The organism is Nonomuraea sp. NPDC050394 (assembly GCF_044459065.1).
Taxonomy (GTDB): Bacteria; Actinomycetota; Actinomycetes; order Streptosporangiales; family Streptosporangiaceae; genus Nonomuraea.
Genome location: NZ_JBITIO010000014.1, coordinates 215,289 through 240,178 on the forward strand (window position 1 = coordinate 215,289; position 24,890 = coordinate 240,178).

A 24,890-nucleotide genomic window follows, 5' to 3' on the forward strand; every position below is an offset into this window, starting at 1 on the left:
GATCCGACCTGATCAGGGGGTGACCCCGCTGGGACCGGTCGCGAACCTGAGCGCCGTGCGGGCGAAGGCCGTGGAGAAGACCCGCCGAAGGCGACGTTCTCAGGCCGATCCGAGGGCGACGTTCTCAGGCCGACGTGAAGGTGACGCTCTCAGGCCGGCCCACAGGCGGACGCTCTCAGGCCGGTCTGGAGGTGGTGGCGAAGGGAGCACCGGGGCGGGCGGATGCAATTCCGGTTGCCTTTGCTTGTCAATACTCGGTGGAACCAGAAACGGGCTTCAAGAAAGGCCGTAACGGATGACGGGCGCGTCACCCCCAGCGGGAAATGCCTGTTCAGTGGACTTTGAGTCCTTTTGGACCGATACAGCACCTGTTGTCGATGAATTTCCAAGTATTTCCGCACATATTGACGCCCTTTTAGATCTCACGTCAGATGCAGGAAGCTCCGTCTTCCTCCCCTCCTGATCGATCACCGCGGAGCGACGCCAGAGATCTCTGGGGAGATCTCGCACACCCCCCGGCGGCCGACGTCCCCCCAGCCGCGGCCGCTCACCCAGAAGGAGCACCGCGTGAAACGCAAACTCGCGTTAGCGCTCGTCGCGAGCACCACCAGCCTGCTCGTGGCGATGTCGGCCTCGATCGCCTCGGGCCAGACCGCCCTGGCGGCAGAGACCGCCGCACCTCCGGACCCGGCCACCGCGGCCGTCCAGGCGGCCGACCGCCTGGTGGAGTCCGAGCCCGGCGTTCTGCGCGTCTCACCCAAGGACGCCTTCGCGCGCCAGGGCGTGACCGCCGGTCAGAACGGACTCAACTACGTCTCCTATGCCCGTACCCACGCCGGTCTTCCGGTGCGCGGTGGCGACTTCGTCGTCGTGACCGACTCCACCGGCGGCGTGCTGAGCACGTCCATCGCGCAGACCCAGGCGCTGGAGGTCGCCACCAAGCCGGCCATCGGCGCCGACCGGGCGGCCGACGTCGCGCGCGCCCTGGTTCCCGAGGTCGCCTCGGTCTCCGCGCCGCAGCTCAGCGTCTTCGCCGAGGGTGCGGGACGCCTGGCGTACGAGGTACGGGTCGACGGCACCGACAAGGGGCGCGAGACGAAGCTGCACGTGTTCGTCGACGCCATGAACGGCCAGGTCATCGAGAAGTCCGACCTGGTCATGGACGGCACCGGCAACAGCTACTACAACGGCAACCCGGTCACCATCGGCACCTCCGGCTCGGGCTCCAGCTTCTCGATGACGGACCCGGTCCGTACGGGAATCCGGTGCGGCGGCCAGGACGGCGCGGCGTACACCGGGACCGACGACAACTGGGGCAACGGCTCCGGCACGAACCTGGAGACCGCCTGCGTGGACGTGCTGTTCGGGGCGGGCAAGGAATGGGACATGCTCGGCCAGTGGCTGGGCCGTAACGGCATCAACGGCACCGGCGGCGGCTTCCCCGCACGTGTCGGGCTCAACGCCGTCAACGCCTTCTGGAACGGCAGCTACACGAGCTTCGGCCGCTCCCAGGACAGCCAGCGCCAGGTCACCCCGATGGACGTCGTCGCGCACGAGTACGGCCACGCCATCTTCCAGAACACCCCCGGCGGCTCGACCGGCAGCAACGAGAAGGGCGGCCTCAACGAGTCGACCGGTGACATCTTCGGCGCGCTGACCGAGTGGTTCGCCAACCTGCCCGCCAACCTCGACCCGCCCGACTACAGCGTGGGCGAAGAGGTCAACCTGACGGGCAGCGGCCCGATCCGCTACATGCACCAGCCGTCGCTGATCTCCGGCCACCCCAACTGCTACTCCGCCTCCGTGCCGAACCTGCCGGTGCACACGGCCGCCGGCGTCCAGAACCACTGGTTCTACCTGCTGGCAGAGGGCACCAACCCGACCAACGGGCAGCCGCCGAGCCCGACCTGCAACTCCACCACGCTGACCGGGCTGGGCCCGCGCAAGGCCGGCCAGATCTTCATGGCCACGCTGCTGCGCAAGACCGCGACGTGGACCCACTCGCTGGCCCGCAAGGCCTCGCTGGAGGCCGCGATCCAGTCGTTCCCCGGCTCCTGCGCCGAGTTCGACGCCACCAAGGCCGCGTGGCTGGCCGTGAGCGTGCCGGCCGCGGCCGGAGAGCCGGCCTCGTGCCAGGGCGGCGGCCCCGGCTTCTCGATGGCCCTGAACCCGACGTCCGCGACCGTCGAACCTGGTCAGACGACCACCTCGACGGTGAGCACGACGACCACCACGCCGCCCGCGCAGACGGTCACCTTCTCGGCCACCGGGCTTCCGGCCGGCGTGACGGCGACGTTCAACCCGCCGAGCGTGACCTCGGGCGCCTCGTCGACGATGACGATCAACGTGCCCGCGGGTACTCCGAGCGCCACCTACAACGTCATCGTCACCGGTGACGGCACCTCGATGGACCGCACCGCCCCGTTCACCCTGAACGTGGGCACGGTCAGCAACGTGGTCTTCAACGACACGTTCGAGACGTCGCTGGGCTGGACCACGAACGCCTCCGGCACCGACACCGCCACGTCCGGCGCCTGGGAGCGGGGTGACCCGGCGGCCACGAGCTCCGGCATCGGCCTGCAGCTCGGCACCACGGTCAGCGGCGTCAACGACCTGGTGACCGGCCGCCTGGCCGGCAGCGGGGCGGGCACGCACGACGTCGACGGCGGGGCCACGAGCATCCGCTCGCCGGAGATCGCGCTGCCGTCCGGGACGCTCACGCTGACGCTGTCGTGGTACCTGGCGCATCTCAGCAACGCGAGCAGCGCCGACTACTTCCGCGTCCGCGTCGTGTCCGGCTCGACGAACACCGTCGTGCTGCAGCAGCTCGGCTCGGCCGCCAACCGGGCCGGCGCCTGGCAGTCCGCGACGATCAACCTGTCGTCCTTCGCGGGACAGACCGTCCGGCTGCTGGTCGAGACGGCCGACGCGGGTACGGCCAGCCTGATCGAGGCCGGCGTGGACGACGTGAAGATCACACGTTCCTGACCACCGTCTCATAAGGTCCCGGCACCCAGCGGGGTGCCGGGACCCCAACAGGAAGGGACACCGTGAGAAGAAGCATCGTGGCCGTCGCGATGGCGGCCGCCCTGGCCTGCACGATCACCACTCCGCCGGCGTCCGCGGCGGCGGCGATCTACACGTGCACCAGCGGCACCCGCTTCCTACTGTCCGACATACTTGGATATTTCATCATCGCCAGCGGGTGCACCGGTCCGGCCGGCCCCGGCGGCGGCACGGTCTCGATCCCCTCCGGCACCTACCACTGCATCACGGTGAACCTCAACACCACCATCAACCTCCTCAACGGGCAACGCTGCTGAGCCCGTGAGAAGCGCGCATCCGGCGGTGACGGGCGCCGCCGGCCGGCCCGCCTGAGGGCCGGGATCACGGCTCAGGACTCGAAAGCGAATCCAAAGCCACCCTCTGTAGCCTCTGACGCCCAAGATCACGCTGAAGAGGGAAATCCCATGCTCAAGAAGCTCACCGTCACGGCCGCCCTGGCCATGGGCATCGTCGCGGTTCCCGCGGCCGCGTACGCCGGCCCCGCCCCGATCACCAAGTGCTACAGCGGCCAGATGACGGGCGGTTCCGGTGACGGCGGCTTCGCCAGGTGCAACGCGGGCTACGGCTGGGTCCGCGTCCGGATCGAGTGCTGGAACGACTACAGCAAGAAGGTCGTGTACTACGGCTCGTGGGTGGGCCGGAACAAGGAGTCCTACGCCTGGTGCAACAGCCGCTACCCCAACCTGGGGAAGATCGGCCACCAGACGAGGAACCTCTAGCCTCGTGCGGGAAGGGCCGTGGCGATGAAGTCGAGGACGCGCTGGAGCCCGTCCCGGAACTGGTCGTCGCGGCTCAGGTGCGGGTGACGCGCCTCCATCACGATCTTGGTGAAGATCGGGTACTCCCCGCTCTTCACCAGCCCTTCGATGTACGGGTAGCTCCGCGTCATCCACTCCGACTCGCTGAGCCCGCTGCGGCGGGCCTCCTTGGCCGAGCTGATCTCCTCGCGGACGACGCCCTCGATGTAGCCGTTCAGCATGGCCATGAGGCCGAGGTTCTCGTCGATGGAGACGAAGGGGTCGAGCACTCCCATCAGCCGTTCGATCAGGAGCAACTGGTTGGGGCCGAAGCTGGGAAGTGACCGCTGCACGGTTCCGATCCACGGGTGCCTCAGCCACATGGCCCGCAGTTCGCCGGCGTAGCGGGTCAGGTCGGCGCGCCAGTCGCCCGAGGGCATGCCCGAAACGTCGATCTCGCCCTGCATCCGGTCGGCCATGAGCTCGACCAGATTTTCGCGGCTCGGAACATACCGGTAGAGAGACATCGCGCCGGCGCCGATCTCGGCGGCGATCCGCCGCATGGTGGCTGCCTCCAGCCCCTCGGTGTCGGCGATCCGGATCGCCGCCTCGGTGATCTGCGCGCGGCTGTAGCCCGGCTTCGGCCCGCGGGCCGGGCGCTCGGGCAGCATCCAGATGTTCACGTACTCGGCGTCGGTCACCGCTCCACCCTTCCCTACTTGCGTACATGGTACCCAGTAATTTACTCTGGCCGCCATAACCGCGTACAACGTACCCAGTGGAGGGGTTCATGCCTGATCCGATCGTGCTCGCCGAAGGGCTGCACAAGTCCTTCGGCGACACTCATGCGCTGCGGGGGCTGGACCTGGCCGTCCCGGAAGGAACGGTCTGCGGCGTGCTCGGCCCGAACGGCGCCGGGAAGACAACCGCGGTACGCGTCCTGGCGACCCTGTCCGATCCCGACGCCGGGCACGCCCGCATCGCCGGATACGACGTCGTCCGCGAGGCCGGCAAGGTGCGCGCCAGGATCGGGCTCGCGGGCCAGTACGCCGCCGTGGACGAGAAGCTCACCGGCCGCGGCAACCTGCGCATGTTCGGCCGTCTCTCCCACCTGTCCCGTGCCGAGGCGCACCGGCGGGCCGACGAACTGCTCGACCGCTTCGGCCTGATGGACGCCGCCGACCGGCAGGTCAGCGGCTACTCCGGCGGCATGCGCCGCCGCCTCGACCTGATCACCAGCCTCATCCTGCGCCCCGAGGTGCTGTTCCTGGACGAGCCGACCACCGGCCTGGACCCGCGCAGCCGCGGCGAGATCTGGGACAGCATCCGCGAACTGGTGGCGGACGGCACCACGGTGCTGCTCACGACGCAGTACCTGGACGAGGCCGACCAGCTCGCCGACGACATCGCCGTCGTCGACCACGGGAGGGTGATCGCCACCGGCACGCCCGACGAGCTGAAGGCCACGATCGGCGACCGCCTCGACGTCACCCTCGAAGACCCCGCCGCGATGCCCGAGGCGGCGACCGTCCTGAACACCCTGGCCGGCACCGAGCCCACCACGAACGGCGACCGGCTCACCGTCGCCCTGCCCGCTCCCGGCCCGCGCCTGGCCGACATCGTGCGCGGGCTCGACCACGCCGGAGTCGCCGCCGCCGACGTGAGCCTGCGCCGCCCCACTCTCGACGAGGTGTTCCTGCGCCTCACCGACCGCAAGGAGTCCGTGCGATGACCGCTCTCACCTCGCCGCTGGGCCGCCTGCGCTGGACGCTCACCGACGGGCTGACCCTGGTCGGCCGCGAGCTGGGACGGCTGCGCAACAATCCCGGCGAACTCGTCGTGGCGCTGATCTTCCCGGCCGTCATGGTGGTGCTGTTCGGGTACGTCTTCGGCAGCGCGATCCAGGTGCCGAACGGCGGCGACTACCGCGAATACCTCATGCCCGGCCTGTTCGCGATGGTGACCTTCTCCGCGGTGATGGGGGTCATGACGCGCATGGCCGGCGACGCCTCCCGCGGCGTGATGGACCGCTTCCGCTCCATGCCGATGGCGCGCCTGGCGGTGCCGTTCGGCCAGACCGGCGCCGACCTGCTGATCGGCCTGCTGATGCTGGCCATCATGGTGGGCGCGGGCCTGCTGGTGGGCTGGCAGCCGCACAACGGCCTGGTCCCCACGGCCCAGGCGTTCCTGCTGATGATCGTGCTGCGGTACGCGCTGAGCTGGGTGGGCGTCTACGTGGGCCTGGCCGTGAAGAACGAACAGGTCGCCGACGCGATGGTGCCGCTGTTCCTGCCGTTCACGATGCTGTCCAACGCGTTCGTCCCGACCGGCGGCATGCCCGCCTGGCTGCGCTTCCTGGCCGACTGGAACCCGGTCAGCGCGCTCACCGCCGCCTCCAGGGAGCTGTTCGGCAACCCGGGCGCCCCGTCCGGCGACGTGGCCTGGCCGCTGGCGCATCCGGTGGCCACCGTCCTGCTCTGGTCGGCGGCGCTGCTGGTGGTGTTCGTCCCGCTGTCGCTGCGCGCGTACTCACGCTGGGGGCGGTGACGCCTGACGATCCGCCCCGCCCGCCACTGAACCCATCGGCCAAGGGCACGGGCAGGTTCTTGGCCGATCGGACAAGGCCAGAGGCCATCGCTTCACGCACTGTTGAGCCCATGGACAATTCGTGGGGCTCGGTGCGCATCCACCGCGACCCGTACGGCACGCCGCTACTCGACGCCACCAGCGAACCCGCCGCCTACTTCGGCCTCGGCTACGCCCAGGCACAGGACGACCTGCCAGGCGTGCTGCGCCAGTACCGGCTGGTCCGCGGCGAGCTCGGTGAGCCGGGGCGCGATGCCAACCAGCGCCGCTGGCAGGTGCTCGAAGAGGCCAGGCGCGGGTTCGACGGCCTCCCGGCCGACCTGCGTGAGTGCTACGTGGCGTTCGTCGCCGGGATCGCGGCGTGGATGGACGAGCATCCGGCGGACGTGCCCGCGTGGGCGCCGCCGCTGGAGCCCGCGCTGCCGATCGGCGTCAACCGCACGGTGATGCTGTACTGGATCATCGTCGACGCCGTCACGGCGCTGCGCGCGGCGGGCGTCACCCCGGCCGCACCGGCCTCGGAACTGGACCGCGGCCTGGTCCCGCCCGGCTCCAACGCCTGGGTGCTCAGGCCGTGGCGTACGGCGGCCGGGGAGACGATCCTCGTCAGCGACCCGCACCTGCCCTTCGGCGGCGCCTTCGAGATGTACGAGGCCGTCGTCAAGGGCGGCGGCCTGCACTACACCGGGTTCGGCTTCCTGGGCGCGATGCTGCCGCCGCTCGCCCACAACGGCGACGTCGCCTGGGGCCTGACGACCGGCGGGCCGCGTGTGTCCGACGCCTACCGCATCGAGGTGGACGGCGACGCCTACCGCTACGACGGCGAGACCAGGAAGGTCCTGGAGTACGAGGGTCATGCCCACGTGCTGCACAACGGTGTGATCGCCCCGGTCGTGGCCAGGGACGAGGACGCCGTCTACGTGGTGTGCACGCCGTACATGGGACGGGCGGGACAGACGGAACGGCAGTTCATGGCGATGCTGCGGGCCCGCGACACCGGCGAGTTGCGCGCGGCGCTCGACGCCTGCGACTTCCCGCCGCAGAACCTGCTGGCGGCCGACTCCGCCGGCGACTGCTTCTACCTGCGCACCGGCCGGGTGCCCGTGCGCGATTTCGAGGCGAGGGGCGTGCTGGACGGCAACACCTCGGCGACCGCCTGGCAGGGCATCCGCCCGGCGGCCGAGCTGGTGCAGCTGGCCAACCCCGTGTCCGGATATCTTCAGAACTGCAATACCGCGCCCGACACGGTGACGCCCGACCCGGCGCTGTCTCCCGGGCGCTGGCACCGCGACGCCTTCAACGACGAGGCGGGCCGCGACACCAGCAGGGGCAGGCGCAGCGTCGAGCTGCTGAGCAGGGCCTACGCCACCGGCGTCGAGGAGGTGACCGCGTGGGCGATGGAGGACCGCTGGATGGACACCCCGCTGTGGCAGGCCAAGCTCGCCGACGCCGCGGCGGCCGACCCCGCGCGCGTCGCCGGGTGGCCCGGCGGGCATCGTCTGCTACTGCGCAGGCTGCTCGGCTTCGACGGGCACGCCGGTCCTGACTCGGTGGACGCGATGGCCTGGCTGGCCTGGCGCTCGGCGGGTGAGGATCCGCTCGACGCGCTGGAGAAGGTGGCGCCGGCCGTACCGGATGAAACGTATGGTGAGGCGCACGAGCTCGCGCCCGGGGTGCCCGGCCGCGGGGGTGCGCTGCTGGAGCTTGAGGTGCCGCTGCGCGCCACCTACTTCTCCGGCGGGCGGGCGTATGCGGGCGGTCCCTGCCTGCGGATCGTGGCTTTCGGCCCGTACGGCATGCGGTCGTGGAGCGTGTCGATGCCCGGCCAGGCCGAGCTGTACGCCCGCGGCGAGGTCAAGCCGATCGTGTTCGACCCCTCATGAGGCTCTATCCCGTCCTGGCCGTCGGCATGCTCGCGATCACCGACGCCTTCGTCAACCAGGCGCTCAGCGTGCTCGCGCCGGACATGACCAGCTCGCTCGGCGTCTCGGCCGGCGCGCTCGCCACGTTGATGGCGATCCAGCTGCTGGCCGTCGGAACCGCGCCGTTCCTGATGGCCGCGCTGGTCGGCGGCCGGCCACGGCGCGCGGTGATCTCCATCGTCACCGGCTTCGTCTGGAGCCTGTCCACGATCGCGATGGCGTTCGCGAACAGTGTCTGGATGGTCGGCGTGCTGCTCGTGCTGAGCGGCCTGGCCAACGGCAGCCAGCTCGCGCTGCACTCGCCCCTCCTCGCCGACCTGTACGAACCCGCCGTCCGCGGCCGGGTACTCGCCCTGTACGGCGCCGCCACCCCCGCCGGGGCGATCCTGAGCCCGCTCAGCGTCTCGGCGCTGGCCGGATGGCTGGACCTGGACTGGCGGGCCGTGTTCGTGGTGCTCGGCGTGGTGTCGATGCTGGGCTGCCTGTTCGCGCTGCGGCTGCGCGATCCGGGCATCGGCCGGTTCGAGGCCCCTGCGGGCGGCGGCGGGCTGCTGCGGTCCAGGACGTTGCGGCGGGTCTTCGCCTGCTTCGTCGCGTTCGGCATGCTGCTGGTGCCCGCGGCGACGTTCCTGTCGGTCCATCTCAAGGAACGCTGGGGGCTGGAGACCGAGGCGCGCGGGATCTTCACCGCGGTCTGCTCGGCCGCGACGATCGTGGTGCTGGTGACGCTCGGGCGTCGGCTCGACGGGATCTTCAGGTCGGACCCGCGCCGGGTCCCCTACGTGATCGCCGTGCTCCTGGCCTGCTGCGGGGCGGCGTTCGCCCTGGGGGTCAACGCGCCGAACGTGGTGTTGTGCCTGATCGCGTTCTTCGTCGGGCTGATGCTGACGCCGCTGATCCTGCCGATGATCACGTTGATCATGGTCTCGGTGACCGCGCCCGCGCAGCGCGGCTACACCGCCAGCTTCTTCGGCATCAGCCTCGCGGTGGGCGGGCTGGCCGGCGCCTGGCTGACCGGGTCCGGCGGCGCTCTGGGGATGGCGATTCCGGCGCTGGTGGCGGGCCTGATCATCGCCTCGGCCGCGCGCACGATCCAGCATGACCTTGTCCCGGTGAAGAAGGAGAATCTCAGTGTCTGACGTCTTCGGCGACTCCAGGTACGCGACGCTGCCGGACGGGCGGCGGCTGCACCACGTGACCCAGGGCTCCGGCGGGCCGGTCGTGGTGTTCGAGTCCGGGCTCGGGGCGACCCGTACCGAGTGGGGGCTGGTGCTGCCCGGCCTGGCCAAGCACACGACGGTGGTGGCCTACGACCGGGCCGGGCTCGGGCGCAGCGACCGCGATCCGGCCCGGCGCGACCTGGAGCGCATGGTGGCCGATCTCGGGCACCTGCTGGATCACCTGGGGGCCGGGCCGTACATTCTGGCCGGTCACAGCCTGGGCGGGCCGATCATCCGCGGCTACGCGGCCGCGCACCCCGAGCGGGTGGCCGCGCTCGTGCTGATCGACCAGGCGGCAGAGGACCTGGACATCTACTACGCGCGGCGCACCAGGGCCGCCGCCCTCGCCCTGCAGTCGGTGCTGATCGTCCTGTCCCGGTTCGGCGTCAAGAGCGTCACATCGGAGGTACGCCGCATCCTGCGCCTGTTCCCGCCGGACATGCGGGCCGAGGCGGTGGCCGAGATGACGCGTACGTCGGAGCTGCGGGCCACCCGGGCGGAGTTCGAGGCGCTCGCCGAGGGGCTCGCCCGCCTGCGCGACTCCTCCCGCCCGCTCCCCCCGGTGCCCGTGACGGCCATCAGCGGCGCGCTGGCCCCGACCGCGATGGAGCGGCGCGTGCGGCCGGACCTGATGGCCAGCCATCGGCGGCTCGTCGCGGCCCTGCCGTACGGCAGGCATGTGGTGGCGGAGAAGTCCGGGCACATGGTCCCGCAAGATGAGCCCGAGCTGGTGATCGAGGAGATCGTCCGCCTTCTGCCATGAGGTCAGGCGGCCGGGCCGATGGTGACCCGGAGGTGTTTCATCAGCGGCTGGTCGCTCTGCGTGCTGTGATCGGTGATGGAGCACAGGACGTTCATCTCGGGCATGTATCCGGCGCAGCAGCCTTTGGGCAGGTTGTGCCGGACGGCGAGGTAGCCGTGCAGGGAGCGGGTGGTGCCGTCCCTCGCGGTGCTGGTGATGTCGACGGGATCGAACTGGCCGATGCCGCGTTCGCGCATGTCGTCGGCGTTCATGAAGACGAGGGTGCGCAGGTTCTTGATGCCGCGGTAGCGGTCGTTGTCGGAGTAGATCGTGGTGTTCCATTGATCGTGGGAGCGCATGGTGCCCAGGATCAGCGTGCCGGGCGCGGGGACGACGTCGGGCAGCCGGGCGGTGGAGAACTCGGCCAGGCCGGAGGGCGTGAGGAAGATCAGCTCGCGGGCGGGCTGCTTGATGCGGAAGCCCATGGGCAGGCGGACCCGGCGGTTGAAGTCCTCGAATCCGTCCAGGACCTGGGCCATGGTGTCGCGGATGCGGTCGTAGTCCTCGACGTACCAGTCCCAGGGGGTGTCGCTGTTCGGGAGGGCGGCGCGGGCCAGGCCGGCGATGATGGCCGGTTCCGACAGCAGGTGGTGTGAGGCGGGGCGTTTCATCCCGACCGACAGATGCACCATGCTCATCGAGTCCTCAACCGAGGTCTGCTGCACGCCGCTGCGCTGCACGTCCTTCTCGGTGCGGCCCAGGCACGGCAGGATGAGCGCCCGGCGGCCGTGCACGAGGTGGCTGCGGTTCAGCTTGGTGCTCACGTGGACGGTCAGCTCGCACGAGCGCAGCCCGGCGTGGGTGTAGGGGGTGTCGGGCGCGGCCATGGCGAAGTTGCCGCCCATGCCGACGAACACCTTCACCTCGCCGCGGTGCATCGCCTCGATGGTGTTCACCACGTCCAGGCCGTCGGCGCGCGGCGGGTCGATGCCGCACACCCGCGCCAGCCGGTCCAGGAACTCCTTGGGCGGCCGGTGGTCGATGCCGCACGTCCGGTTGCCCTGGACGTTGCTGTGCCCGCGTACCGGTGACGGCCCCGCGCCCTCCCGGCCCAGGTTGCCACGGAGCAGCAGCACGTTGACGATCTCCCGGATGGTGTCGACGCCGTGCTCGTGCTGGGTGACGCCCAGGCACCAGCTGATGATGCTGCGGTCGGCGCCGCGATACACGCGCGCGGCTCTGAGGATGTCGTCGCGGGCGAGACCGCTCTGCCGTTCGATCTCCTCCCATGGCGTGGCCGCGCACAGGGCCTTGTACTCCGCGAACCCGGTCGTGTGCCGGTCGATGAACTCCTGGTCCACGGCCCCGTGATCGCTCTCCGCCCGCTCCAGCGTCGCCTTGGCGATGCCGCGCATGAGCGCCATGTCGCCGCCGCTGCGTACCTGAAGGTTGAGGGTGCTGGTGCGGGTGGCGCGGAACAACGCCATCTGCGTGAACTCGTGCGGGATGATCGTCCGGGTGGCGCCCGCCTCGATCATCGGGTTGATGTGCACGATCTGGGCGCCGCGGCGGTAGGCCTCCGCGAGGCTGGTGAGCATCCTGGGGGCGTTGGAGGCCGCGTTGACCCCCATGATGAACAGCGCGTCCGCGCTGTCCCAGTCCTTGAGGTCGGCGGTGCCCTTGCCGGTGCCGAGCGAGGCGTGCAGGGCGCGGCCGCTGGCCTCGTGGCACATGTTGGAGCAGTCGGGCAGGTTGTTGGTGCCCAGTTCGCGGGCCATGAGCTGGTAGAGGAAGGTGGCCTCGTTGCCCAGCCGTCCCGAGGTGTAGTACGCGGCCTGGTTCGGGTCGTCCAGCTCGCGTACCGTCCGGCCGAACAGCTCGAACGCCTCCGCCCAGCCGATGGGGACGTAGCGGTCGGACGCGGCGTCGTAGGACATCGGCTCGGTCAGCCGGCCCTGGTCCTCCAGCGCGAAGTCGCTCCACCGCGACAGCTCGCTCACCGTGTGGGCGGCGAAGAACTCCCGGCCGACCCGCTTGCCGGTCATCTCCCACGTGACGTGCTTGATCCCGTTCTCGCAGATGTCCAGACGCAGGCCCTGGGTGTCCGGCCACGCGCATCCCGGGCAGTCGAAGCCGCCGTTCTCGTGGTTCATGCGCAGCACGGCGCGGGGGCCGTCGACGAACTCGCGCTCGTGCACCACGAACTCGGTCACGGCCTTGGCCGCCCCCCAGCCCGCGGCCGGGTGGTGGTAGGGACGGGACCGCGGCGGCCCCTCTGGCACCGGCCCCACACTGGGCTCTTCGCTCATTTCTCCAGTTAAGCCCAATGCCCGGTTGCTACCTGGAAGTCTGGTTAACTCCATACTCCTTGGACCGCGTTTCCATGGCCGGAGTTTGCCTTTCCAGGCCGCCGCGCCCCTGGAGAAGCGCGGCATACCCGCCGAGGCGGCGCGCGACCTGGCACGACCACGGGTGCGGGAGTTCCTGGGCTAGGAGCTCGGGCGGGGAATGGGCGTGCAGGGCTTCACGGTGCTGCCCGCCTTGGCCAGCCAGGTGCCGAGTTGCCAGGGAGCGGGACCGGCGGGCGTCTCCCAGTACTGAAGCACGACCGTCTCGCCTGGCCGGATGTGCTCGGGGGAGATCAGGAGCTCCCGTTGGGAGAGCACCCGCGTGGCGCGGAACGAACGCCACTTCTTCTCCTCGCCTCGCGCGGGTGGCCCGTCCGCGTTGTACGCCGCGTCCACGCTGTCGAACCGGGGTGTCTCGGCGCACCACGTGTTCGTGGGCAGGAACGTCACGTCCGCTGTGACGCCGGCCGAGCGGAGGTCGGCCTCCAGCGCTTCGGGATCGCGGAGTTCGTTGACGGCCACCGTGATCGTGCCGTCCGGGTTCGAGGTCACCGCGTACGCCGGTGTCCCGGTCGCGACGATCAGCGGGGTGGCCACGACCGCCGCCGCGGCGCCCGCCGCGACCAGCAGCCTGGGGGCGGTGAAGCGGCGCCTGGGGCGCATGCCGGTCAGCAGCCGCCGCCTGGCTCCGGCGAGGTCCTCTTCGGTACCGGGCCGGACCGTCGCCCACATGCTCTTGAGCTCGTTCATCGTCATTCTCCTTGTCCTGGCCGCAACGCTTGGCGGATCTGGGCTCGGGCCCGGTTGAGCCGGGAACCGACGGTGCCCGGCGGGATGGCGAGCGCGTCGGCGATCTCCTGGTAGCTCAGCTCGGCCCAGGCGACCAGCAGCAGCACGTCGCGATCGACCTGTTTGAGCTTCAGCAGCGCCCGCGCCAGGGGCAGGTTGACGGCCAGCGTGTTGACGCCGTCCTCGACCTGCGTGTTCGCGGTCTGCGCCGGGTGCACGCCGGTGCGGAGGTAGGCGCGGTAGAGGCTGGTCTCGGTACGCCGCCGCTTGCCGATCACGTTGGAGGCGATGCCGTACAGCCAGGGGCGGGCGTCGGGGCGGCCCCGGTCATATGCGCCCCGACGCTGGAAGGCGGCCAGGAAGGTGTCGGCGACGACATCCTCCGCCTCGGCGGGCCCCAGCCGCCTGGTCACGTAGCGGTGCAGTAACGGGGCATACCTGTCGAACAGGACGGCGAAGACCTCAGGCTCGGTCAGCGATCTCTCGATGAGGTCCGCGTCATCGACGTGGACGTCTTCGTGGGCGAGTGTCATGCATGTCGGCCTTTCCTGGTGTGTACGGTCACCTGTACTTACCGCGCCAGGCCGAAATCCTTCATCCCGCCGGCCGAACGGGATGCGGTCGAAGGTGCCGGAAACCAGCCGTAGACCAGACGACGCACCCGCGCAGGGTCACGAAGTGGCCCTAACGGCGCCCCACCCGCACTGGTCGTCCCCAAAAATGCCTTTGAGGCTTGGTCTTTGAGGCTTTTGACGTTTTGGTCTTTGAGGGCTCATGGCGCTCGGTCTGTGAGGTTGTAATGCCGCGCAGACGGCTACGCTGGCCGCAGGAGGAGTGATGTCACATCCTTGGCGGGGCTGGTGCTTACTCCGACCGGGCCTTCTGCTTTTCGGCGGAACCGTCGGCAGGAACGACCTGCACGCGCACCACGCGGTCCAGCTCATCGTGTCCGCGCAACCCTTCACGATGGCCGACGCCCACGGCGGAGAGCTGACCACACAGATCGCGATCGTCCCTCCCGACGTCCGCCACACGGTGCGCAAGGGGGCGCACGAGGCCCTGCTCGTCCTCCTGGATCCCCGCAGTTCGCCCGGCCGTTCCCTGCTGGCGCGCTTCGGCGTGGGGTTGACGGCACCGGCCTGGGCGCCCGTCCTCCAGGATCCGCCGGTCCCGGCCGAGGGCATCCGGCCGCTCATGTTCGCCGAGCCGGCGGCCGGTCATGCTCGCTCGGCCGAGGCGGCGGCCGCGCTGCGGACGGTGGAGGGGTGGACCGGCCACAGTGCGGCCGAGGGCGCCCGCCTCCACCCCGCGGTGGAGGCGGCGATCGCGGTGATCCCCACGCTTCTGCGGCGCGGACCAGTGCGGATGCGTACGGTGGCGGACGCGGTCCACCTGTCGCCGAGCCGGTTGGCGCACCTGTTCGGCGCGCACGTGGGGATCCCGCTGCGGCCCTACGTGCGGTGGCTGCGCATGCAACAGGCCATCGGCCTGGTGTCCAGGGGACAGACGCTGACGGCGGCCGCGCACACCGCCGGCTTCACCGACGGCCCGCACTTCACCCGGGTCTTCCGCGACACCTTCGGGACCACGCCCTCAGAGCTGGCCGCCGCGATCGACTGGCTGCCCTGAACCTGGCCGGGCCGCTCTGAGGCTGGTGAACGGTCCCCGCAGACGCTCACCAGCTCGTCAGCGCAGCTCGCGCTTGAGGATCTTGCCGGTGGCCGAGATCGGCAGGGTCTCGCGGAACTCGATGATCCGCGGGTACTTGTAGGCCGCCATGTTCTCCTTGGCCCAGCCGATCAGCTCGTCCCCGCTCGCCGTCGCGCCGGGCGCCAGGATGACGTACGCCTTGACCTCTTCGCCGTGCGAGTCGTGGGGCACGCCGACCACCGCCACCAGCGAGACCGCCGGGTGTGTCATCAGCACCTCCTCCACCTCGCGCGGGTAGACGTTGAAGCCGCCGCGGATGATCATGTCCTTGGTGCGGTCGATGATGGAGTAGTAGCCCTCCTCGTCGCGGGTGGCGATGTCGCCGGTGCGGAACCAGCCGTCCCGCATGACCTCCGCGGTCTCCTCGGGCCTGCCGTAGTAGCCCTTCATGATGTTGTGCCCGCGGACGGCGACCTCGCCGGGTCCCTCGCCCTCGATGGGGTTCCACTCGTCGTCCACCAGGCGCATCTCCACGCCCCAGATGGGGAAGCCGATGGTGCCGGGCTTGGTGGGCCGGCTGAGCTGGTTGAAGCTGGCGGCCGGGGAGGTCTCCGACAGGCCGTAGCCCTCCAGGATGGGGATGCCGAAGGTGGACTCGAAGTCCTTGAGCACCTCGATCGGCAGGGAGGCCGCCCCGGACACCGCCACCCTCAGCGTCTTGGGCACCTCGTCCCCGTCGCCGTGGATCTTCGAGAGCATCGCCCAGTACATGGTCGGCACCCCGGCGAACATGGTCACCTTCTCCCGGCACATGAGCTCCAGCGCCGCGCCGGGGTCGAAGCGGGGCAGGAGCACCAGGGTGCCGCGCCTGCGCAGGCAGACGTTCATGACCGAGACCTGGCCGAAGGAGTGGAAGAGAGGCAGTACGGCCAGCGAGACGTCGCCTTCTGGGTCGGCGGGGAACATCCCGTCGCTGACCATGGTGTTGATCAGCAGGTTGGCGTGGGTCAGCACGGCGCCCTTGGCCTGGCCGGTGGTGCCGGAGGTGTAGAGGATGGCCGCGGTGTCGCCGGGCTCGGTCTGAACCGTCTCGAACTCCGATGACATGCCGTCCAGCGCCGCCCAGAACGACTCGCCGTGCTCCGACTCGGTGGCCAGCGGCGTCGTGGGCAGCACGATGAACTGCTCGCACCCGTCGGTGGCGTCGAAGGCCTCCCGCCCGCGCGCGCCCATGGGCAGTTCGGGCGTGCCGTCGAAGCAGAACAGCGCCTTGGCGTCGCTGTCGGTCAGGTGGTAGGCGATCTCGCGCGGCTGCAGCAGCAGGTTGAGCGGCACCACGGTCGCCCCGGCCTTGAGGATGCCGAAGTAGACGAAGGGGAAGTAGGGCACGTTCGGGCAGAGCAGCGCGACCTTGTCCCCCTTGCCGATCCCCCGGGCGACCAGGAGGTTGGCCACCTGGTTCGCGACAGAATCCACCATCGAGTACGGCAGGCGCAGGTCCCCGAAGACCAGGGCGGTGCGGTCCGGAACATGGCGGGCACTGTCTTCCAGAATGATCGACAAATTGAGCATCGCGACCCTTTCCTCGATGCCAAGGCACGTGGCCGGCTCTGGAACTTCGTACGGTCCAGAATGCCGCGAGGGCGTGGGGAACACTTGTATGAACGTGCCGACCTCATGCTACTTGACACACAAGAGCAAGTACTTGCTATCTTTCGTCAAGTGAGTACGCGCGAGCACGTGGAACTGGCCGGTGAGCTGATCGGGCTGATCGAACGGCGCATCACCGACCCCCTGGAGATCCTGTTCGGCTCGGCCGACCAGGTGGACCCGGTCAGAGAACGGTTGAAGATCGAGGCCGAGGTCTGGGCCGCCCAGTTGATGGGCCCGGACGACGGCCTGGCCGTCCGTACGGCAGCGCGGCTGATCGCCGCCGTCTTTCCCTCCGACGGCCCGTTCGACCCCGCCGACGAGTGGTGGGCCACCGCCTTCGGCAGGGTCGTGGCCAGGCGGGCGGGCCACCCGGGCAAGGAGGCGGTGCCGTTCGCGACCGCCGGAGCCATGCTCGGCATCACCCGGCAGGGAGTCCACGACCTCGTCAAACGCGCCAAGCTCGACCGCCACCCCGACGGCGGGGTCACCACGAAGTCGATCCGCGAACGCCTCAGCCAACCCCAGGAGCGCCATGCCGCACGACGTCACCATCACTGACCACGCCATCCCCCTCGCCCTGCGCGACCACGGCGGGGACGGCCGGCCCGTTCTCCTGCTGCACGGCCTCGGCGGCACCCTCGAAGCCTGGGACGCGCTGGACCTCGGCCCCGGCCACCGGGCCGTCGCCCTGGACCTGCGGGGCCACGGGCTGTCCGGCGACGGCCCGTGGGAGTGGGACAGCGTCCTGGACGACCTCGAAGCCGTGGTGAAGCACCTCGACCTCGGCAACCCGGCCGTCGTCGGCCACTCGCTGGGCGGGATGCTCGCCGTCCTGTGGGCGAGGCGCCATCCCGAGTGCCCGGGGATCGTCAACCTCGACGGGTTGCGGTCGGCGGAGAATGATCCCGGCAATTACCCGGGCATGGACCCCGCGGCGCGAGACGAGGCCCTGGCCCGGCTCAAGGCCGGGTTCGACGCGCAGGCGGCGAGCATGGGACGGCCGCTGCCGGTCGAGCTCCTGCCCATGGTCCCCGCCCGTGCCCGCGTGGAACGCGACGGCGAGGTCTATGCCCGGCCAGGCGCCGATCTCCTCGAAGCGGTGCGGTACGCCCCGGAGTTCCGCGACACCATCCCTCTGCTGCGCGAGGTGGCCTGCCCCGCCCTGGTCGTCATCCCAACCCAGGACCCGCCCGGGACGGACGGCGGTGAGCTGATGGCGGCGTTCCGCCGCGGTGTGCGCCGTGACCTCGCCGGCCTGCCGGGACACATCCAGGTCAAGGAACTGGAGGCCGGTCACGGCATGATGACCGAGCGGCCGGCGGCCGTCGCCGCCCTGGTCGCCGAGTGGCTGCGGCACATCGAACGGGAGAGGTCGGAGGCGCGGTCCGAACCGCGCCGCGGCTAGGCCGAGGTGATTCCCCACGTGCCGGTGAACAGGTCGCCGGGCTGGAGGACGACGAGGTCCGTGCGGCTGGCGAAGGCGTTCGGCGGGCAGGTCATCGGCTCGGCGCCGAGGCCCCTGCGGCGTTCCGGGGCGGGCACGGAGTCGGCGGTGTAGAGCTCCAGCCACGGGTGGGCGCGGTCCGTCCAGAGCGAGGTGGTGCGGGCGGTCCCGGTCAGGTGGACCCAGGCGCGGCCGTCGGCGTCCCGCTCCAGGCCGGTGAACGCGCGGTCGATCCGCAGGTCGCCGAGGGTACACGGGGTGCGCAGGTCGAACGGGGTGCCGTCGACGGGCTCGGCCGGGCCGCGCGGGATCATCATCGCGTCCACCGGCAGATGCCTGCTGCCGGGCGCCTGGACGGTGCAGCCGTCGATGGGCTCCCCGACCGTCAGGTACGGGTGCGCGCCATGGCCGTACGGCGCCGCCGTCTCCCCGTCGTTGAGCGCGGTGACCCGGACGGTCAGGCCGGACCCGGCGTCGAGCGCGTACTCGGCCCGCAGCGCGAGCCGGAACGGGTAGCCGGGGCTGCCGAGCAGCCCGCAGGTCAGCGCCACGGTCTCGGGCGTCTGGCTCTCCAGGCTCCAGGGCAGCCACCGGACCAGGCCATGGATCGCGCAGTCGAAGCGGGGCTCGGAGATGTCGAGCTGGAGTTCGCGCCCCTCCCAGGAGTAGCGGCCGCGCTCGATCCGGTTGGGCCACGGGATCAGGAGTTGCCCGAAGGCCGCCGGGGCGACCTGCTGCGGGCCGTACGTCAGGACGAGGTCCTGCCCGTCCAGCCGCAGGACGCGGAGCCCGGCGCCGGACTCGGTCACGACGGCGGTGTAGCCGCCGGCCGACAGCGTGAACTGCCCGCCGCTCACAGCAGAGTGCATGTAGCCCTACCTACCCAGGCCACAAAGCAGGAAATTACCGGACATCTGCAAAGAAAGAGAAAGCACACTGTGCCCGATTGCTGGGGTTACGCGAAGTTTCTCCTAAGCTTCCCAGGTGGTGAAACGGGCATGGATTCTGGTCATCGCGGCACTGGCGAGCTTCGCGAGCATCTACGTGGCGGCGGGCTCCTGGCTGGCCGTGGTGGTCTGCGTGGCGCAGCTGGCGTTCGTGCGGTGGCGGCACGGGTGGATCCTGGCCGTGGTCGTGCTGGGCTCGTACGCGGCGGTGCTGGGGTTCGGCACTTCGGTCGGCATCCTCGGCTTCGCCGGCGGCGCGCTGCTGCTGACCAGGGCGCGCCCGCTCGCCGTACCGGTCGTGGGCAGCGCGGCGGTACTGGGCAACGCCGACGGGGCGATCAGCGCGATGCTGATCGCACTGGTCGTCTACGGGCTCACGACGCTGATCAGGCAGGTCGAGGAGATCACCGCGACCCGGCTGGCGCTGGCGATGTCCGCGGCGGCCGAGGAACGGCTGCGCATCGCCGCCGAGCTGAACCAGGGCCTGGGCAAGGCGCTGGCGGCGATCGCGGCCGGCGCCCGAGCGGGCGACCCGCGGGCCGAGACGGCCCGAGCCTCGCTGGCCGAGGCGCGGGCGGCGGCGGCCGGGTACCGGGCGATGTCCTTGGCGCCGGAGATCACCACGGCCAGGGCGATGCTGTCCTCGGCCGGGATCGCCGTGGAGGTACGCGTCGGCCACGAGGAGCCTCTGGGCCCGGCGGGCGCGCTGCTGGCAGCGGTGCTGCGCGAGGCCGTCACCGACGTACTGCGTCAGGCCACGGCGAGCCTCTGCGTGATCGAGACCGGCCGGGTCTTCCTGCGCGTGACCAGCGACGGCGCCCGCACCGCCGACGACGCGTTCCTGGACGACCTGCCCGCGCGCGTCGAGGAGGCGGGCGGCAGGCTGGTCACCCGGCTGACCGACGAGGGACGGCTGAGCGTGGAGGCGACCCTGCCCGACCTGGGCAGGCCGCGTGCCGACAACGACTCGTACCGGCTGTCGGTGGTGCTGGCCGCCGCCGTCCTGCTCGGCTTCGTCGCCAAGGGCCTGATGCAGACCCCCGCGCACCTGCTGGCGCCGGCCGCCGCGCTCCTGGCCGCGATCGTGGTGCTGCAGCTGACCTCGGTGAGGGGCCGCCACATGGGCCGGCTGGCGGTGCTGACCGCTCTGGCCTATCTCCCGCTGCCGTTGCTGGGCCGCAGCTGGCTGGGCGTCCTGGGGTTCCTGGCCGGGCCGGTGCTGCTCTCGTTCTCCTGGCGGGTGGCGGTACCGCTGGCCGGGCTCGTCGCGGCCAGCGCGGCGGTGGCGGGCCATCTGATGGGCCTGCCGGTTCCGGCGCAGGTCAACTACACGCTGAGCACGCTGGTGACCGCCATGGTGCTGTACGGCCTGATCAAGCTGGCGCAGATCATCAAGGAGTCACGCGACTCCCGCGACGCCCTGGCCCGCGCGGCCGTCGTCGAGGAGCGGCTGCGCGCCGCCCGCGACCTGCACGACCTGCTCGGCCACAGCCTGGCCGCCATCCTCATCAAGTGCGAGCTGGCCCGCCGCCTCGGCAACCCGGAAAGCGAGCTGCGCGACATCGCCGAGATGGCCGAGCGCGCCCAGGCCGACCTGCGCTCGGTCTCCGGCGACCACCGCGACCTGCTGCTGCCCGCCGAGGCCGGCAACGCCCGCGCGGTGCTGACCGCCGCGGGCATCGAGGTCACCGTCGAGCTGTCCCACCCGCCGCTGCCGGCCGCCGCCGAGACGGTGCTGAGCACCGTCCTCAGAGAGGCGGTCACGAACGTGCTCCGGCACAGCACCGCCCGCCACTGCGCCATCACCGCCTCCACCACCGCCGACGGCCACGAGGTACGGCTGCGCGTCCGCAACGACGGCGTCAAAGACGGCCCGATCCGCAGGGGCTCGGCCGGGATCGGCAACCTCACCACCCGCCTGGCCGCCCTCGGCGGAACGCTGTCCACCACACGGGAGGACGGCTGGTTCACCCTGGAGGCGGCGCTCCCGTCAGATCCAGCCGGACTCGCTCGCGATGCGGACGGCGTCGGTGCGGTTGCGGGCGTTGAGCTTGGCCACGATCGCCGTCAGGTAGTTGCGGACGGTGCCCGCGGTCAGGTGTAGCCGTTCCGCCACCTCGGTGGCCTCGGCCCCACCGGCGACCAGGCGCAGCACGTCGACCTCGCGCTGGGTGAGCGGGTTGTCGGCCAGGTCCCATGCGGTCACGGCCAGCGAGGGGTCCAGGACGCGCCCGCCTCCCGCCACGGTACGGATGGCGGCGGTCAGCTCCTCGGGGGGAGCCGTCTTCAGCAGGAACCCGTCGACCTGGGAGGCCAGGGCGCGGCGCAGGTGGCCGGGCTTGCCGTACCCGGTGAGCATGAGGGTGCGGCAGGCGGGGAGCTTGCCGCGGATCGTGGCGGCGGCGTCCAGGCCGTCGATGGTGCCGGGCATGTCGATGTCGAGCACGGCCACGTCGGGCCGGTGGACGAGCGCGGCGGCGACGGCGGCGTCCCCCGACTCGACCGCCTCGACGATCTCCAGGTCGGCCTCAAGCCCGAGCAACGCGACCAGGGCACCCCTGATGACGTGCTGGTCCTCGGCCAGAAGTACGCGAATCACGGGGTCATGTCTACCAGTGTCCGCTTTATGACGAGGTCATGGTGACCCGGTGAGCACGTCTCTGTCCTGCGGCAACGCCCGCCAGCAGGCTTGGACTCATGACAGACGTGGTGCGGTTGGACGCGGTGAGCAAGGTGTACGGGAAAGGGCAGAACGCGGTGGCTGCCCTTCGCGAGGTGTCGGCAGGCATCCCGCGCGGCAGCTTCACCGCGGTGATGGGTCCCTCGGGTTCCGGTAAGAGCACGTTCCTCCACTGTGCGGCCGGGCTGGACGTCCCGTCCTCGGGTTCGGTACGGCTCGGCGGCACGGAACTGGCCGGCATGAGCGAGACCGCCCTGACCGAGCTGCGGCGGGGCCGGGTGGGCTTCGTCTTCCAGGCGTTCAACCTGGTCTCCTCGCTGACCGTGCTGGAGAACATCACGTTGCCGCTGCGCCTGTCCGGTGAGAAGGCCGACGCCGCGTGGCTGGCCGAAATCGTGCGCCGGGTGGGCCTGGAAGGGCGTACCGGTCACCTGCCGGCCCAGTTGTCCGGCGGCCAGCAGCAGCGGGTGGCCATCGCACGCGCCCTGGTGGTACGGCCGGAGGTGGTCTTCGGCGACGAGCCGACCGGCGCCCTGGACACGATGACCGCCCGCGACGTGCTGGTCCTGCTGCGCGAGGTGGTCTCGGCCCTGGGCCAGACCGTGGTGATGGTCACCCACGACCCGGTCGCCGCCTCCTATGCCGACACCGTCCTGTTCCTGGCCGACGGCCGGATCGCCGACTCGATGACCGCGCCCACCGCCGAGAAGGTGGCCGAGCGCATGACCAGGCTGGGAGCGTGGAAGCGATGATCTCGCTGGCGTGGAAGACCCTCCGGCACCGCAAGGCCGGGTTCGCGGGCGCGTTCGTCGCCCTGTTCTGCGCCGCCGCCCTGGTGACGGCGTGCGGCATGTTGCTGGAGACGGGCCTGCGCGGCGCGCTGGCCCCGGAGCGGTACGCGGGTGCGCCGGTCATCGTGGCCGGTGACCAGTTCGAACGCCGCGTCGTCGACAAGGGCGACGGCGAGACCAAGGTCAAGGCCAAGGCGCTGTCGGACCTGCGCTGGATCCCCGAGGAACTGGCCGCCGGCCTGGCCGCCGCACCCGGCGTGGAGAGGGTCGTCACCGAGGTCACCTTCCCCGCCGGGGACGCGCTGGGGCACGGCTGGGAGTCGGCGGCGCTCACGCCGTTCACGCTGAAGAGCGGCCGCGCGCCGGAGAAGGCGGGCGAGGTCGTCGTGGACGCGAGCTTCCGCGGCGGGTCCTTCACCGCCGCGGGCAGGACCTACCGCGTCGTCGGCGTGACCCACCAGGCGCTGCCCAGCCAGCGCACCGTCTTCTTCAGCACCGCCGAGGCCCGCCGGATGGCGGGGCGGCCCGGCCTGGTCAGCGCGATCGGCGTGTTCCCGCAGGTCCCGGTCGCGGTCAAGGGCGCGCTCGCCTACACCGGCGACGAGCGCGGCGCGGTGGAGTTCCGCGACGGCGACAACGCCCGCATCAAGCTGATCAGCATGGGCGGCGCGATGGGCGGTACCTCGCTGCTGGTGGCGATCCTGGTCGTGGTCGGCACGTTCGCGCTCTCCATCCAGCAGCGCCAGCGCGAACTGGCCCTGCTGCGGGCCGTCGCGGCCACTCCCCGGCAGATCCGCCGGATGCTCGGCGGCGAGGCGCTCGCCGTCAGCGCCCTGGCCGGGGTGCTCGGGGCGGGGGCCGGAATCATGCTCGGGTTCTGGCTGCGCGGGCGGTTCGTGGCCCTGGGCGCGATGCCGGACAACCTGCACCTGGTTCTCAGCCCGTTCCCGATGGCGGCGGCTCTGCTGGCCACCGTCGCGGCGGCGTGGGCGGCGGCGCGCGTCTCGGCCCGCCGTACCTCCAAGATCCGACCGGTCGAGGCGCTGGGTGAGGCGGCGATGGAGAAGCCTGGGCTGCCGGTCGGACGGCTGATCGCCGGGCTGGCCGTGCTGGCGGGCAGCGTCGTGCTGACGATCCTGCTGACGACCCTGGACACCGAGGCCGCGGCGAGCCCGGTCACCATGCTCACCGCGCTCGCCTGGACGCTGGCCGTCTCCCTGCTCGCGCCGCTCATCGCCCGCGCCGTCACCGCCCTGCCCCTGCGCGGCCCCGGCGCGGGCGGCTACCTGGCCGCGCGCAACCTGCGGGCCGGTACCAAGCGCATGTCCTCGGTGATCACGCCGCTCAGCCTGATGATCGCCATGACCTGCACCATCCTGTTCGTGCAGACCACGCTCGGCGCCGCCGCCCGGGAACAGGCCGTCGCGGGGGTCAAGGCCGAGACCGTGCTCGGCCCCGGCGCCTCCGCCACCGCCGCCCGCGAGGTGCCCGGCGTGCGCGCCGTCACCGAGGTGCTGCGCACCTCCGTCAGAGTCGACCTTGAGCGGTACGGCGCGCAGGCCGTCACCCCGCGGGGCCTGGACCAGACCATGGACCTCGGCGTGGTCGCCGGCTCGATGGCCGGCTTCGGCGAGAGGTCGGTGGCGCTCAGCACCAAGGCGGCCGGCTGGTTCGGCGTCGCGGTCGGCGACCGGCTCGCGCTCACGCTCGGCGACGGCACCCCGGCCGAGCTGACCGTCGCCGCCCTCTACACGCGCGGCATGGGCTTCGGCGAGCTGACTCTGCCGCACGCGCTGGTCTCCAAGCACGTGGACGACCCGCGCGGCACCCTCCTGGTCGCGGGCGGCGACCGGGCCGCGCTGGCCGGGGCGGGCCCCCTCCTGCCTCCCGCCGGCGACTCCTCTTCCGGCGGCGCGGCCGTCAACTACGTGGCCATGGGCCTGATCATCGCCTTCTGCGCCATCGCGGTCGTGAACACGCTGGCCATGTCCACCTCGGCCCGCTCCCGTGAGATGGCGCTCCTGCGCCTGGTCGGGACCACGCGGCGGCAGGTGCTCGGCATGCTGCGCCAGGAGACGGCCGCGGCCGTGCTGGTCTCGGTGGTGCTGGGCACGCTGATCTCGGCGATCACGCTGGCCGCCGCCGGCCTGGGCATGACCGGCTCGCCGGTGCCGTCGGTGCCGCCGCTGGGCTACCTGGGCGTGATCGCCGCGGTGGGCGCGCTGGCCCTGGCGGCCACCGCGATCCCGGCCCGGCTGGCGCTCAGGGAGCACCCGGCCGAGGCGATCGGCGGCCGCGAATAGCGCCGGAGCCCC

At 71.2% G+C, this 24,890-nt stretch carries 21 protein-coding genes; 14 read left to right on the plus strand and 7 right to left on the minus strand.

Annotation, left to right across the window (positions count from 1 at the left end; genetic code table 11):
- Window positions 1-567: 567 nt before the first annotated feature.
- From ACIBKY_RS41460 to ACIBKY_RS41470, 3 genes are all read left to right on the plus strand, one after another.
- Window positions 568-2,988, plus strand: a complete 2,421-nt coding sequence (locus tag ACIBKY_RS41460) for a M4 family metallopeptidase (RefSeq protein WP_397105839.1) — start codon at window positions 568-570, stop codon at window positions 2,986-2,988.
- Window positions 2,989-3,050: 62 nt separating this feature from the next.
- Window positions 3,051-3,323, plus strand: a complete 273-nt coding sequence (locus ACIBKY_RS41465) for a hypothetical protein (RefSeq protein ID WP_397105841.1) — start codon at window positions 3,051-3,053, stop codon at window positions 3,321-3,323.
- 147 nt (window positions 3,324-3,470) lie between these two features.
- The gene (locus ACIBKY_RS41470; protein ID WP_397105843.1) at window positions 3,471-3,785 is read left to right on the plus strand and encodes a hypothetical protein; all 315 of its coding nucleotides are present in this window, start codon (window positions 3,471-3,473) and stop codon (window positions 3,783-3,785) included.
- Here the strand turns inward: ACIBKY_RS41470 and ACIBKY_RS41475 are convergent.
- Window positions 3,782-4,504, minus strand: coding sequence for a TetR/AcrR family transcriptional regulator (locus ACIBKY_RS41475; RefSeq protein WP_397105844.1), 723 nt, complete (start codon window positions 4,502-4,504; stop codon window positions 3,782-3,784). The two genes, ACIBKY_RS41470 and ACIBKY_RS41475, sit on opposite strands and share 4 nt — an antisense overlap.
- An 89-nt stretch (window positions 4,505-4,593) precedes the next feature.
- On the opposite strand from ACIBKY_RS41475, the gene ACIBKY_RS41480 reads away from it, so the two are divergent.
- The 5 genes from ACIBKY_RS41480 (at window position 4,594) to ACIBKY_RS41500 (ending at window position 10,294) form a co-directional block, all read left to right on the plus strand.
- The gene (locus ACIBKY_RS41480; protein ID WP_397105846.1) at window positions 4,594-5,535 is read left to right on the plus strand and encodes an ATP-binding cassette domain-containing protein; all 942 of its coding nucleotides are present in this window, start codon (window positions 4,594-4,596) and stop codon (window positions 5,533-5,535) included.
- Entirely contained in the window at window positions 5,532-6,350 is an 819-nt protein-coding gene (locus ACIBKY_RS41485) for an ABC transporter permease (RefSeq protein WP_397105848.1), read from the plus strand. Before ACIBKY_RS41480 ends, ACIBKY_RS41485 begins: the two co-directional genes overlap by 4 nt.
- A gap of 110 nt (window positions 6,351-6,460) precedes the next feature.
- Window positions 6,461-8,272, plus strand: a complete 1,812-nt coding sequence (locus ACIBKY_RS41490; RefSeq protein ID WP_397105850.1) for a penicillin acylase family protein — start codon at window positions 6,461-6,463, stop codon at window positions 8,270-8,272.
- On the plus strand, window positions 8,269-9,450 hold the full coding sequence (locus tag ACIBKY_RS41495; protein ID WP_397105852.1) for an MFS transporter: 1,182 nt from the start codon (window positions 8,269-8,271) through the stop codon (window positions 9,448-9,450). Before ACIBKY_RS41490 ends, ACIBKY_RS41495 begins: the two co-directional genes overlap by 4 nt.
- Window positions 9,443-10,294: an alpha/beta fold hydrolase gene (locus tag ACIBKY_RS41500; RefSeq protein WP_397105854.1), complete on the plus strand. Its 852-nt coding sequence runs from the start codon at window positions 9,443-9,445 to the stop codon at window positions 10,292-10,294. Before ACIBKY_RS41495 ends, ACIBKY_RS41500 begins: the two co-directional genes overlap by 8 nt.
- Before the next feature lie 2 nt (window positions 10,295-10,296).
- On the opposite strand, the gene ACIBKY_RS41505 is transcribed toward ACIBKY_RS41500, so the two are convergent.
- The 3 genes from ACIBKY_RS41505 to ACIBKY_RS41515 all read right to left on the minus strand — a co-directional run bounded on the left by ACIBKY_RS41505 (window position 10,297) and on the right by ACIBKY_RS41515 (window position 13,943).
- On the minus strand, window positions 10,297-12,582 hold the full coding sequence (locus ACIBKY_RS41505; RefSeq protein ID WP_397105856.1) for an FdhF/YdeP family oxidoreductase: 2,286 nt from the start codon (window positions 12,580-12,582) through the stop codon (window positions 10,297-10,299).
- Window positions 12,583-12,762: 180 nt separating this feature from the next.
- On the minus strand, window positions 12,763-13,371 hold the full coding sequence (locus ACIBKY_RS41510) for a hypothetical protein (RefSeq protein ID WP_397105858.1): 609 nt from the start codon (window positions 13,369-13,371) through the stop codon (window positions 12,763-12,765).
- A 2-nt stretch (window positions 13,372-13,373) separates the two neighbouring features.
- A complete protein-coding gene (locus tag ACIBKY_RS41515; RefSeq protein ID WP_397105860.1) occupies window positions 13,374-13,943 on the minus strand; it encodes an RNA polymerase sigma factor in 570 nt (189 codons plus the stop codon).
- A gap of 304 nt (window positions 13,944-14,247) precedes the next feature.
- Between ACIBKY_RS41515 and ACIBKY_RS41520 the strand changes: the two genes are divergently transcribed.
- Window positions 14,248-15,039 (plus strand): helix-turn-helix transcriptional regulator, encoded by a 792-nt coding sequence (locus tag ACIBKY_RS41520; RefSeq protein ID WP_397105862.1) that lies wholly within the window; start codon window positions 14,248-14,250, stop codon window positions 15,037-15,039.
- Between the two features lie 57 nt (window positions 15,040-15,096).
- On the opposite strand, the gene ACIBKY_RS41525 is transcribed toward ACIBKY_RS41520, so the two are convergent.
- The gene (locus ACIBKY_RS41525) at window positions 15,097-16,632 is read right to left on the minus strand and encodes a long-chain fatty acid--CoA ligase (RefSeq protein ID WP_397105864.1); all 1,536 of its coding nucleotides are present in this window, start codon (window positions 16,630-16,632) and stop codon (window positions 15,097-15,099) included.
- 150 nt (window positions 16,633-16,782) lie between these two features.
- Here ACIBKY_RS41525 and ACIBKY_RS41530 point away from each other — a divergent pair, with 150 nt between their 5' ends.
- Window positions 16,783-17,271: a hypothetical protein gene (locus ACIBKY_RS41530; protein ID WP_397105865.1), complete on the plus strand. Its 489-nt coding sequence runs from the start codon at window positions 16,783-16,785 to the stop codon at window positions 17,269-17,271.
- Window positions 17,246-18,118, plus strand: a complete 873-nt coding sequence (locus ACIBKY_RS41535; protein WP_397105867.1) for an alpha/beta fold hydrolase — start codon at window positions 17,246-17,248, stop codon at window positions 18,116-18,118. Before ACIBKY_RS41530 ends, ACIBKY_RS41535 begins: the two co-directional genes overlap by 26 nt.
- Here the strand turns inward: ACIBKY_RS41535 and ACIBKY_RS41540 are convergent.
- Window positions 18,115-19,026 carry an aldose 1-epimerase family protein gene (locus ACIBKY_RS41540; protein ID WP_397105869.1) on the minus strand — a complete coding sequence of 304 codons (912 nt, stop codon included), beginning with the start codon at window positions 19,024-19,026 and terminating at the stop codon, window positions 18,115-18,117. The two genes, ACIBKY_RS41535 and ACIBKY_RS41540, sit on opposite strands and share 4 nt — an antisense overlap.
- 115 nt (window positions 19,027-19,141) lie before the next feature.
- On the opposite strand from ACIBKY_RS41540, the gene ACIBKY_RS41545 reads away from it, so the two are divergent.
- Complete coding sequence (locus tag ACIBKY_RS41545; RefSeq protein ID WP_397105870.1) at window positions 19,142-21,208, plus strand: histidine kinase; 2,067 nt, start codon at window positions 19,142-19,144, stop codon at window positions 21,206-21,208.
- Here ACIBKY_RS41545 and ACIBKY_RS41550 read toward each other — a convergent pair.
- Window positions 21,095-21,703, minus strand: a complete 609-nt coding sequence (locus ACIBKY_RS41550; RefSeq protein ID WP_397105872.1) for a DNA-binding response regulator — start codon at window positions 21,701-21,703, stop codon at window positions 21,095-21,097. The two genes, ACIBKY_RS41545 and ACIBKY_RS41550, sit on opposite strands and share 114 nt — an antisense overlap.
- Window positions 21,704-21,801: 98 nt before the next feature.
- On the opposite strand from ACIBKY_RS41550, the gene ACIBKY_RS41555 reads away from it, so the two are divergent.
- Both ACIBKY_RS41555 and ACIBKY_RS41560 read left to right on the plus strand, forming a co-directional pair.
- Complete coding sequence (locus tag ACIBKY_RS41555; RefSeq protein WP_379635530.1) at window positions 21,802-22,536, plus strand: ABC transporter ATP-binding protein; 735 nt, start codon at window positions 21,802-21,804, stop codon at window positions 22,534-22,536.
- Window positions 22,533-24,878, plus strand: coding sequence for an FtsX-like permease family protein (locus ACIBKY_RS41560; RefSeq protein WP_397106010.1), 2,346 nt, complete (start codon window positions 22,533-22,535; stop codon window positions 24,876-24,878). Before ACIBKY_RS41555 ends, ACIBKY_RS41560 begins: the two co-directional genes overlap by 4 nt.
- Window positions 24,879-24,890 lie beyond the last annotated feature (12 nt).

Bases quoted from the DNA above. Each gene is read 5' to 3' on its own strand.
- ACIBKY_RS41560 (WP_397106010.1), top strand. From the start codon at position 22,533: ATGATCTCGCTGGCGTGGAAGACCCTCCGGCACCGCAAGGCCGGGTTC.
- ACIBKY_RS41535 (WP_397105867.1), top strand. From the start codon at position 17,246: ATGCCGCACGACGTCACCATCACTGACCACGCCATCCCCCTCGCCCTG.
- ACIBKY_RS41525 (WP_397105864.1), bottom strand. From the start codon at position 16,632: ATGCTCAATTTGTCGATCATTCTGGAAGACAGTGCCCGCCATGTTCCG.
- ACIBKY_RS41495 (WP_397105852.1), top strand. From the start codon at position 8,269: ATGAGGCTCTATCCCGTCCTGGCCGTCGGCATGCTCGCGATCACCGAC.
- ACIBKY_RS41520 (WP_397105862.1), top strand. From the start codon at position 14,248: ATGTCACATCCTTGGCGGGGCTGGTGCTTACTCCGACCGGGCCTTCTG.
- ACIBKY_RS41470 (WP_397105843.1), top strand. From the start codon at position 3,471: ATGCTCAAGAAGCTCACCGTCACGGCCGCCCTGGCCATGGGCATCGTC.
- ACIBKY_RS41540 (WP_397105869.1), bottom strand. From the start codon at position 19,026: ATGCACTCTGCTGTGAGCGGCGGGCAGTTCACGCTGTCGGCCGGCGGC.
- ACIBKY_RS41505 (WP_397105856.1), bottom strand. From the start codon at position 12,582: ATGAGCGAAGAGCCCAGTGTGGGGCCGGTGCCAGAGGGGCCGCCGCGG.
- ACIBKY_RS41515 (WP_397105860.1), bottom strand. From the start codon at position 13,943: ATGACACTCGCCCACGAAGACGTCCACGTCGATGACGCGGACCTCATC.
- ACIBKY_RS41510 (WP_397105858.1), bottom strand. From the start codon at position 13,371: ATGAACGAGCTCAAGAGCATGTGGGCGACGGTCCGGCCCGGTACCGAA.
- ACIBKY_RS41480 (WP_397105846.1), top strand. From the start codon at position 4,594: ATGCCTGATCCGATCGTGCTCGCCGAAGGGCTGCACAAGTCCTTCGGC.
- ACIBKY_RS41485 (WP_397105848.1), top strand. From the start codon at position 5,532: ATGACCGCTCTCACCTCGCCGCTGGGCCGCCTGCGCTGGACGCTCACC.
- ACIBKY_RS41490 (WP_397105850.1), top strand. From the start codon at position 6,461: ATGGACAATTCGTGGGGCTCGGTGCGCATCCACCGCGACCCGTACGGC.
- ACIBKY_RS41555 (WP_379635530.1), top strand. From the start codon at position 21,802: ATGACAGACGTGGTGCGGTTGGACGCGGTGAGCAAGGTGTACGGGAAA.